Consider the following 10500-nt stretch of genomic DNA (forward strand, 5'->3'; position numbering starts at 1 on the left):
CGCTTCGGGCCGCCCCAAATAATGGTCACACGCGGTGCTCTCGCCAGGCGTTTGTGATCGGCAGTCGTCGGTCTCTGCCGAATGCCTTGAAGGTGATTTTCGTGCCCGGTGGGTACTGGCGGCGCTTGTACTCCGCGCGGTCGACCATCTGCAACACCCGCTCGATCAGCTCCGGCGCGAACCCGGCCGCGACCAGGTCCCCGAAACCGCTGTCGCCCTCGATGTAGTCGTCCAGCACGGCGTCCAGCAGCTCGTAGTCCGGCAGGCTGTCGCTGTCCTGCTGACCGGGCCGCAGCTCGGCCGACGGCGGCTTCGTGATCGAGTTCTCCGGGATCGGTGGCACCTCGCCGTTGCGCTCCGCCTCGGCGTTGCGCCACTTCGCCAGCCGCCACACCAGCGTCTTCGGCACGTCCTTGATCGGCGCGAAACCGCCGACCGCGTCGCCGTAGATCGTCGAGTAGCCGACCGCCAGTTCGGTCTTGTTGCCCGTGGCCAGCACCAGGTGCCCGTGCTGGTTGGACAGCCCCATCAGCGCCATGCCCCGGCAGCGGGCCTGGATGTTCTCCTCCGCGAGCCCGGTGAGGCCGAGCTGCGAGACGAACACCTCCACCTGCTTGCCGATCGGCACCTCCTGGAAGTGCGCGCCGATCCGCTCCGCCAGGTCGGCGGCGTCGGTGCGCGAGTGCTCCGAGGAGTACTCGGACGGCATGCCGACACCGTGCACCGCGGCACCACCGAGCGCGTCGGCGGCCAGCGCGGCGACCACGGCCGAGTCGATGCCGCCGGAGAACCCGAACACCACCGACCGGAAGTTGTTCTTGCGCACGTAGTCACGCAGGCCCACGACCAGCGCGTTCCACACCTCAGCGTCCTCGCTGAGCGGTTCGGCGACAGTGCCCGCGACCGCCTCGTACGGCGCGAGCGGCGCGGAGCTGACGACTGTCCTGCTGACGTCGAAACCGCCGATCGCCCCCACGCGGTCGTGGCCGCCGGGCTCCAGGTCGAAGTCGTGCACGAGCAGGTGCTCCACGAACTGCGGAGCGCGCGCCAGAATCTGGCCGTTCGGGGACACGATGAGCGAGTCACCGTCGAAGACCAGCTCGTCTTGTCCACCTACGAGGTTCACGTACGCCATCGGCGCACCGGCTTCGGCAGCGCGTCGGCCGACGAGCGGACCGCGCGAGTCGTCCTTGTTGCGCTCATAAGGCGAGCCGTTGATGCACACCACCACGTCGACACCGGCTTCACTGAGCGCGGCGACCGGGCCACCGTCCTGCCAGATGTCCTCGCAGATCACCACGCCCACGTCGAGCCCGTGCAGCCGCACGATCGGCAGCGTGGTCCCCGGCACGAAGTACCGCGTCTCGTCGAAAACGCCGTAATTGGGCAGGTGGTGCTTGGCGAACCTGCCGACCACCGCGCCGTTGTGGATGAACGCGGCGGCATTGCGCGGGCCTTTCTCGTCGTGGTCGAGGTAACCGACCACCACGAGCGCGTCCCCGCAGCCCGCTGCGGCGAGCTGACCGGCGACCTCGTCGAGCGCGGAACGCGACGCGAGCGCGAAGGACTTTCGCAGTGCGAGGTCCTCCACGGGATAGCCGGTGAGCGCCATCTCCGGGAACGCGACCAGCGCCGCGCCCTCGTCCACGGCCTTGCGGGTCCATTCCACGATGAGTTTGGAATTGCCGACGAGATCGCCGACACATGCGTTGACCTGGGCGAGTGCGAGGCGGAGCTGTGCCATAAAGGATATTTTCGCGCATTCGGCGGGTCCCTGGGTAACTTCGCCGCATCTGGCACGACGCGTCTGGCACACAGCTCCTGGCAGGATCACCGCATGCCCGTTGTGGAACGACGCTGGACCGCCCTGTGCGCGCTGTCGGCAGTGCTGCTCGCTGGATGCACCGCGACCTCGCCGAACAACCAGGCCCAGGTGCAACCCCGTGTCGAACAACGCGGACCGGCCGGTCCTGTACCCGCAGGGCTGGAGCGCTACTACGCGCAGAAGCTCACGTGGGAGTCCTGCGACGGGTACGCGGTCAGCTCCGAGCAGCGCGAGGCGTTCCAACGCCGCACCGTCGAGTGCGCGCGGATGACCGTGCCGCTGGACTACGCGAGGCCCGGCGCCCGTGACATCACCCTCGGCCTGCTGCGCCGTCCGGCGACCGAGAAGGACAAACGCATCGGCTCCGTGGTCATCAACCCAGGCGGACCGGGTGCCTCCGGCATGGCCGCCGCGGCGGGGATGTCCGGGCAGGTGCGTGACAACGACCTTGGCAAGCGCTTCGACCTGGTCGGATTTGACCCGCGCGGGGTCGGCGCCAGCCAGCCGGAGGTGCGCTGTCTGACCGACGCTGAGCGTGACGAGCTGCGTCTGGACACCGATCTCGACTACTCGCCCGCGGGCGTGGCGGCGTCCGAGGCGGAGGAGAAGGACTACGCGACGAAGTGCGCGTCGCGGACCGGAACCGACGTCCTCGCCAACATCGGCAGCCGTGAGGTCGCGAAGGACCTGGACGTCATGCGCTCGGCGTTGGGCGACGAGAAGCTGACCTACATCGGCTACTCCTACGGCACGCGCATCGGCACTGTGTACGCGGAGAACTTCCCCGGCAACGTGCGCGCGATGGTGCTCGACGGCGCCGTGGACCCCGACCAGGACCCGAACAACGAACTCATCGCACAAGGCGCGGGCTTCCAGAAGGCGTTCGACGCGTTCAGCCGCTGGTGCGCACAGCGCTTCGACTGCGCGCTCGGCACTGACGCGACGCAGACCGCGAAGGTGTTCCAACGGCTCGTGCGACCTCTCGCGGAGAAACCGATCGCCTTGAAGGACGGCCGCAAGCTGTCCTACGGCGACGCGGTGACCGCGGTCATCCAGACCCTCTACTCCGAGACGCAGTGGGAAGGCCTCAACAGCGGCCTCAACCAGCTCAGCAAGGGCGGCGGTGAGGTCTTGATGTCCTTGGCGGACAACTACAACGGCCGTGGGAGCGACGGGCGCTACTCCAACATCAACGACGCGTTCTCCGCCGTGCGCTGCGTGGACGACGCGAGGACCAGCGACCGCGCGGTCCGCGCTGACGTCGAGCGCCGCTACCGGCAGGCCGCGCCGTTCCTCGACGACGGTTCACCCGTGGTCGGCTATCTCGACGCGTGCGCGTTCTGGCCCGCTCCGGTCTCCGCGCAGCCGTTGCGCGCCGACCTGCCCGGTCTGCCGCAGCTGCTCGTCGTGTCCACGACCGGCGACCCGGCCACGCCGCACGAGGCGGGCATCAAGCTCGCCAGGGTCCTCCGCGCGCGACTGCTCACCCAGGACGCCACGCGGCACACCGGTTTCCTCTCCGGCAACCCGTGCGTCGACGCGGCGGGCATCGCCTACCTGGTGGATCTGAAGGTGCCTGCGGAGGGCGCGCGCTGCGCTGGTTGATCGCGCGCGGCCTCGGACATCTAGGGTGACCGCATGGATCGCCAGCAGGAGTTCGTGCTCCGCACCCTGGAAGAGCGCGACATCCGGTTCGTCCGGCTGTGGTTCACCGACGTGCTCGGGTTCCTGAAGTCCGTCGCCGTCGCGCCCGCCGAGCTGGAGGGCGCGTTCGCCGAGGGCATCGGCTTCGACGGCTCCGCGATCGAGGGCTTCGCGCGGGTCTACGAGTCCGACATGGTCGCCAAGCCCGACCCGGCCACCTTCCAGGTGCTGCCCTGGGAGACCGGCGACGGCAGCCACTACTCGGCGCGGATGTTCTGCGACATCTCCATGCCCGACGGCTCCCCGTGCTGGTCCGACCCGCGCCACGTGCTGCGGCGCACGCTCGCCAAGGCCAGCGAGGCGGGTTTCACCTGCTACGTGCACCCGGAGATCGAGTTCTACCTGCTGCGCCAGCTGACCAGCGACGGCACCTCGCCGGAGCCCGCCGACCGCGGCGGCTACTTCGACCAGGCCAGCCACAACGCCGCGCCGCACTTCCGCCGCCACGCCATCGAGACGCTGGAGGCGATGGGCATCTCGGTGGAGTTCAGCCACCACGAGGCCTCGCCCGGCCAGCAGGAGATCGACCTGCGCTACGCCGACGCGCTGACCATGGCCGACAACGTGATGACCTTCCGCTACGTGGTCAAGGAGGTTGCGATCACCCAGGGCGTGCGCGCGTCCTTCATGCCGAAGCCGTTCTCGCAGCACGCGGGCTCCGGCATGCACACGCACTTCAGCCTCTTCGAGGGCGACCGCAACGCCTTCTACGACAGCGAAGACCCCTACGAGCTGTCGCAGACCGGCAAGGCGTTCGTCGCCGGTCTCCTCAAGCACGCGCGCGAGATCAGCGCGGTCACAAACCAGTGGGTCAACTCTTATAAGCGCCTCATCGTCGGTGGTGAAGCCCCTACGACCGTGTGCTGGGGCCACGCGAACCGATCCGCGCTCGTCCGCGTGCCGATGTACTCGCCGGGCAAGGCGTCCTCGCGCCGTGTCGAGCTGCGCAGCCCTGACTCCTCGTGCAACCCGTACCTCGCCTACGCGGTCATCCTCGCCGCAGGGCTCAAGGGCGTGCAGGAGGGCTACGAGCTGCCGGAGCCCACCGAGGACAACGTGTGGTCGCTGACCGAGGCCGAGCGCCGTGCGGCTGGTTACGACGCGCTGCCGTACAACCTCGCCGAGGCGCTGGCGGTCATGGAGAGCTCGGAACTGGTCGCGGAGACGCTCGGTGAAGCCGTCTTCGACTACTTCCTCCGCAACAAGCGCGCCGAGTGGGACGACTACCGCCGCCAGGTGACGCCGTTCGAGCTGAGCACCTACCTCCCCATGCTGTAGAGCCGTCAAGGTCTGAACGAGGGGTTGACCCGAGCCAGGATCGAGGCTGGGGTGGGGGCCATGCGCCGCCGCCTCAGCACGGTCCTGATCGCAGCAGCCAGCATCGCCGCGTTCACGCCCGCCGCCCAAGCCAGCGAGAACCTGGACAGCGCGACGATTCCCGCGCTGCAACAGTGGATGTCGGCGGGACGGCTCAGCGCGGTGCGCCTCACCAGCGCCTATCTGCACCGCATTCGCACGGTCGACCGCAAAGTGCGCGCGGTGCTCCGCGTAGAGCCCGACGCGCTCGCGCAGGCTGCGGCCAGTGACGCGCGCAGGAAAGCCAACGCGCTGCGCGGCCCACTAGACGGCATTCCCGTTCTCTTAAAGGACAACATCGACGCCGGAGTCACCACCGCAGGCTCACGCGCGCTCTTGAACAGCCGTCCCGCGAAGGACGCTGAGCTAGTTCGGAAGCTCAGGGCAGCCGGTGCCGTGATCCTCGGCAAGACGAATCTCTCCGAGTGGGCCAACTTCCGGTCCACAAAGGCCACATCCGGTTGGTCCGGTGTAGGCGGTCAGACCGCGAACCCTCATGTGCTCGACCGCAACCCGTGCGGCTCGTCCTCGGGCTCCGGAGCTGCGGTCGCCGCGTCGTTGGCGCAGGTCGCGATCGGCACGGAGACCAACGGCTCCATCGTCTGCCCTGCCGCTGCGAACGGCGTTGTAGGACTCAAGCCCACGCTCGGCACAGTCAGCGGTGAAGGCGTTGTGCCGATTTCCCACGAACAGGACACCGCAGGCCCCATTGCGCGCCACGTGGTCGACGCGGCGATCACGCTGAACGCGTTGCGTATTAAGCCCGCCGCATCGGACAACTCCAAGCTTCAAGGCGCTCGCATCGGCGTGTGGCGCAAGGCGGGATTGGACCGCGACGTCGACCGTGTCGTCAACGGGACCGTGGACCGCCTACGCGCCAACGGCGTTACGGTCGTCGACGTCGAACTCCCGTACCTGGACGAGGCAGGGGAGCACTCGCTCTCCGTGCTGCTCAGCGAGTTCAAGCGCGACCTTCCCGCGTACCTCGCGACGCGCGCGGGTGGTCCGAAGACCCTTGAAGAACTCATCGACTTCAACGCGAAGGACCCGGTCGAGCTGTCGAAGTTCGGCCAGGAGCTGTTCACGCAGACCCTTGCCGCCACACCGACAACGGATCCCGAATATCGACGCAAGCGCGCGCTCGTGACGGATCTCTCCCGGCGCGCGATCGACGAGACCGTCGCGAAGCACCGTCTGGACGCGATCCTCGCGCCCACCAACAGCCCGGCGTGGAAGACCGAGTACGGCGAGGGCGACGCGTTCGTCCTCGGAACGAGCGGCCCCGCGGCGATGGCGGGCTATCCCAACATCACGGTTCCCGCAGGTGCGGCCGGGCCGCTGCCCATCGGCGTGTCGCTGTTCGCCGGGCGCGACACCGACGCGCGCCTGCTGTCCCTCGCCGCCGACCTCGAACGCCGCCAACCAGCGCGACTGACCCCGAAGTACCTGCCGACGCTGCCGCGTTGACCCAGCTCGAACCGATCATGGAGGCGCTTGTGCTCCGGTTGACCGACCCCGAACACGGTCCGTGCGGGATAGGTTCTGCGTCGTGACCGAGGCACCAGCGATGTCCGAGCAGACGACCGAACCGCAGCCACAGCCGCAGGCCGTGCTCAACGCGTGCACAGTGGCCACAAGAGCGGACCTGCCCGCCGTCCGCCTGCTCAGCGGAGCCTTCCTCGCCAAGCACCCCGGTGGTCGCTTCCTGGCACTGCTGGTCGACGCCGACCCTGCTGCCGTCGGACCCGGCCTGCTCACCCCGGCGGACATCGGTGTCGACGCGGCCGAACTGTCCTGGCTCGCGACCGCGTGCACACCCGACGAGCTGCGCGCCGTGTTGCAACCGCGCCTGATGATGCGACTGCTCGCCGAGCTCGGCCCCGTGCTCTACCTCGACCCGAACGTCCTCGTGCTGGACACGGTCGTCGACGAGGTGCTCAGCGCCGTCTCGCGCAGCCCCGTCGTGCTGCTTCCGCGCGTCCTGGAGCCGCTACCGCGCGATGGAATGCGCCCGGCACCGGAAGAACTGCTCACGGCGGGCATGTTCGACCCGGGCTTCATCGCGGTCGCGCCCGGCTCCGCGCCGTTCCTCAACATGTGGGCCGAGCAGGTCCGCCAAGCCCCCGACGCCGCCGGCGGATTCCTCGACGGTGCTCCCGCGCTGGTCGAGCACGAGGTACTGCGCGATCCCGGCATCGGTGTCTCGATCTGGAACATCGACCAGCGCCCGCCGTGGCGCGACTCCAAGGGCCGTTTGCTCGTCGGCGACAAGCCGCTGCGCACCGTGCACCTGTCCGGCTTCGACCCGCAGCGCCCGTGGCTGCTGTCCGCGAACATCGCCGATCGCCCGCGCGTGCTCCTCTCCGAGCACCCGCCCATGGCGCAGCTGTGCGCGATCTACCGCAACGAGCTGGTCAGGGTCGGTCACAACCGCGAGCGCGACCCCTACGCCTTCGCCGCGCTGCCCGATGGCACGCCGATCCCCGACGCGCTGCGCCGCGAGTACCGCCGCGCCACACAGCAGCGCAACGGCGTCCCGCCCGCCAAGCCCGCCGTCGGCCCGGCCGCCGACGTCGCCGACTTCCTCCGCTGGGCGTGCGAACCCGCCGACGAGAACCAGCACGCGTCCGGTGGCTCGCGCTGGGGCGCCGCGCTCTGGCAGGACGACCCCGAGCTGCGCAGGCAGTATCCCGACCCGTTCGGCGCCCAGGCCAAGGAGTTCCGCACCTGGTGCGCGACGACCGGCGTCGCGACCGGCCGCGTCCACCCGGACGCCGTGCCCCGTCTCGACCCCAGCTCCAGCCTCGCCCTCGTCGACCAGCTCGGCGTCAGCGTCGTCGGCACGGGCGCCGAGGCCGAGCTGCTGCGCGCGACCGTGCGCGCGTCCGGCCTGCCGACCGCCGACGACCCGGTCTACCCCGTGGTGCTGCGCTGCGCCGGAGCGCTCCCGGTTCCGGGCGACCGCTACGTCGTCTCCGTGAGCCCCGACGGCGTCCTCACCGCACCACCGTCCGAAGTGGACGAGGTGTGGGTGCTGTCCGACGCGACCAGGCAGGCGATGCAGAACGTCGCGGCCCCGGTCCGCGTGCTCGCGCTGCCGGTGCCCGATCGCGGCGAGGTCGACCGCCCCGCGCGCAAGGCCGCCCGCGCGCGCTTCGGCCTGGACGACGGCATCGTGTTCGTCTCCGCCGTCGACCACACCGCCGAGCGCCGGGGCAACGCCCTCGGCCTGGTGTCCGCGTTCCTCAGCGCCTTCCCCGACCGCGACGACGCACGGCTCGTGCTCACCGTCAGCGGTGCGGTGCGCAACCCCGAGGCCGCCGAGCGCCTGCGCCTGGCCACCGCCTCCGACCACCGCATCCTGCTCCTCGAACGCGGCAACGACGGCCGTGTCATCGACATCGAGCTGACCGACGACCTCCTCGCGATGGCCGACTGCGTCGTGTCGCTGCACCGCGCGGAGGGCAACGGCGCCGACCGCACCGCCTTGCAGCTGGCCCGCGCAGCGAGCATGTCGCTGCCGATCCTCGCCTCGCACCACGGCGCGGTCGCCGAGATGTTCACGCCCGAGGTCGCGATGCTCGTTCCGTGCCACGGCGTCGGCACCGAACCGGACGCACAGGCAGCCGTCGAACTGATGCGCTCCGTCGCCGAGGACCCCGAAGCGACCGTCCGCCTCGGCCAGGCCGCGCGCGAGCACCTCACGCACAGCCGCACTCTCGACGGCACCGCGAAGCAGCTCCGCGATCGCGTCGAGCACGCATACCGGGGATGGCGCACCCAGCACGCCGCACCGCCGCCCGGCCCCGCCGAGGACCCGCTCCGCCCGCTGCTCGTCGCCAGGCACGCGCTCCTGCGCAAGCCCAACGTGGAGACCGAGAGCCGCACCCCCGGCGCACCGGCACTCCGCAAGGCCGTCCTCCGCGTGCTCAGCCACTACGACAACCACCTCCGCGAAGTCCTCACAGCCGTCGTCGACGGCGTCGAGCGCACGGCGGGCGAACTCGCGCGCAGGCAGAACGAGGACGGGGGGGCAGGGGGCGGCCGTCCGGACGCCGACCTCCGCGCAGACGTCGTGCAGCTCGTCGAGCGGCAGACCCAGCTCGACGACCAGCTCATCGGCGTTGACGACGGCGTGGTCCGCGCTCGCGCCGACATGGCCAGCCAGGGCCGTCGCCTCCAGGCCATCGAGGACTCCCTCGCCGAACGCGACGCCGCGCGGGACAAGCAGATCGACACGCTCGCCGAGCGCATCGACAAGCTGACCTCCGCGCTGAACCGCACACTCGACCGCATCGACTCGCTGGAGTCGCGCGTGGTCACCACGCTGCGCGAACGAGACGCGCGCCTGGAGTCCGGGGTCCGCGCCGCCACCGACGCGCTGCGCACCGCCGACTCGCTCCGGCGGATCGTCGTCCGCGAGCACGACCGGGCGGGAGACTCAGACCCCTCCTTAGAAGGAACACCGACCTCGGTGGTCCTCACTGACGCGGGCCTGCTGCGCCTGCCCGCCGAAGACTCCCTGATGCTGCCCGTGCTCTCCACCAACGGTGTGTGGGAGCCGGAGCTGTCCGCGCTCATCGACTCCCTCGTCGAGCCGGACGGGGTCTTCGTCGACATCGGAGCCCACGTGGGCTACCACTCCATCCGCGTGCTGAACATGCTCGGCACGAGCGGGGCCGTCGTCGCGGTCGAACCAGACGCGCAGGCCAGCGCGCTGCTGCGGCACAACGTCGGTGTGAACGTCTCGCCCGCCGTTGCCGAGCGCCTGTCAGTCGTCGACGCCGCCGCGTGGGACTCCTCGACCGAACTCGCGATCCGTCCCGCCCTCACCGGCGGCGTGGTCGTTCACCCCGCCGGAGAGCCGGTAGAGGGAGAACAGCCCGCGCCGACCGTGCGCGCTGTCCGCCTCGAAGCCGAGTTGGAGGCATTGCCCGCCGCGAACGGAATGCGCCTGTCCGTGGTGAAGGTCGACGCACCCGGTGGAAGTCACCGCGCTCTCGGCGGCCTGGTCCGGCTGCTCCGGCGCGACCGCCCGCACGTTGTGTGCTCGCTGTCACTCCGGCAGACCGTGGAGCTCGGCGACGACCCGGTGGCGGTGCTCCGCGAGTTCGGAACGTGGGGCTACGACCTGGTGCCCATCGGCGGCACCGAGCCGAAGGAGCCGGCCGACCTGCTCGGACCTGATCCGGAAACCGGTCGCGCCCCGGACACGCTGACCCTCTGGCTGCGCCCGCGCGGTCGCTGAGAGCGATCACCCAAGATCGCCTCGTAAGCCCCTGACCAGCCGATTTGACTTCCCGTGCGGCGCTGCGTAACTTTCTCTCTGCCGCACGGGAAGCCGAACGGACCGGGATCGCGAGAGACCGGGCAGGACGGCTGGACACTCCGGGTCGAGCGGGTTGACACCGCGATACGAACCGGGTAAGTTACTGCGGTGCTTCTGATTCGCAGCTGACAGGCTGGCCCTCTGTTGAGGGGGTCACTTCAAGACGGCTCCGTTGATCGGATAGCGTACTACCCTCGGGAACAACACACTCCTGACAAAACCCGCCTGGTGCGGTGCGTCGCTGGCGTGTGCTCCCACCTGTACTGAAGTGAATATTTTCCGATGG

5 protein-coding genes are annotated in these 10500 nt (G+C 69.8%); 4 read left to right on the forward strand and 1 reads right to left on the reverse strand.

The annotated features are described in order from the left end of the window. Positions 1-25 precede the first annotated feature (25 nt). Positions 26-1744 carry an NAD+ synthase gene (locus tag ABD798_RS23925; RefSeq protein ID WP_344878635.1) on the reverse strand — a complete coding sequence of 573 codons (1719 nt, stop codon included), beginning with the start codon at positions 1742-1744 and terminating at the stop codon, positions 26-28. Between the two features lie 93 nt (positions 1745-1837). Between ABD798_RS23925 and ABD798_RS23930 the strand changes: the two genes are divergently transcribed. From ABD798_RS23930 to ABD798_RS23945, 4 genes are all read left to right on the forward strand, one after another. Further along, positions 1838-3430, forward strand: coding sequence for an alpha/beta hydrolase (locus ABD798_RS23930; RefSeq protein ID WP_344878638.1), 1593 nt, complete (start codon positions 1838-1840; stop codon positions 3428-3430). Between the two features lie 33 nt (positions 3431-3463). After that, positions 3464-4807: a type I glutamate--ammonia ligase gene (gene glnA / locus ABD798_RS23935; protein ID WP_344878641.1), complete on the forward strand. Its 1344-nt coding sequence runs from the start codon at positions 3464-3466 to the stop codon at positions 4805-4807. A gap of 60 nt (positions 4808-4867) precedes the next feature. After that, the gene (locus tag ABD798_RS23940; protein WP_344878644.1) at positions 4868-6352 is read left to right on the forward strand and encodes an amidase family protein; all 1485 of its coding nucleotides are present in this window, start codon (positions 4868-4870) and stop codon (positions 6350-6352) included. 82 nt (positions 6353-6434) lie between these two features. Further along, complete coding sequence (locus ABD798_RS23945) at positions 6435-10133, forward strand: FkbM family methyltransferase (protein WP_344878647.1); 3699 nt, start codon at positions 6435-6437, stop codon at positions 10131-10133. Positions 10134-10500 lie beyond the last annotated feature (367 nt).

This window comes from Allokutzneria multivorans (genome assembly GCF_039537405.1).
GTDB lineage: Bacteria > Actinomycetota > Actinomycetes > Mycobacteriales > Pseudonocardiaceae > Allokutzneria > Allokutzneria multivorans.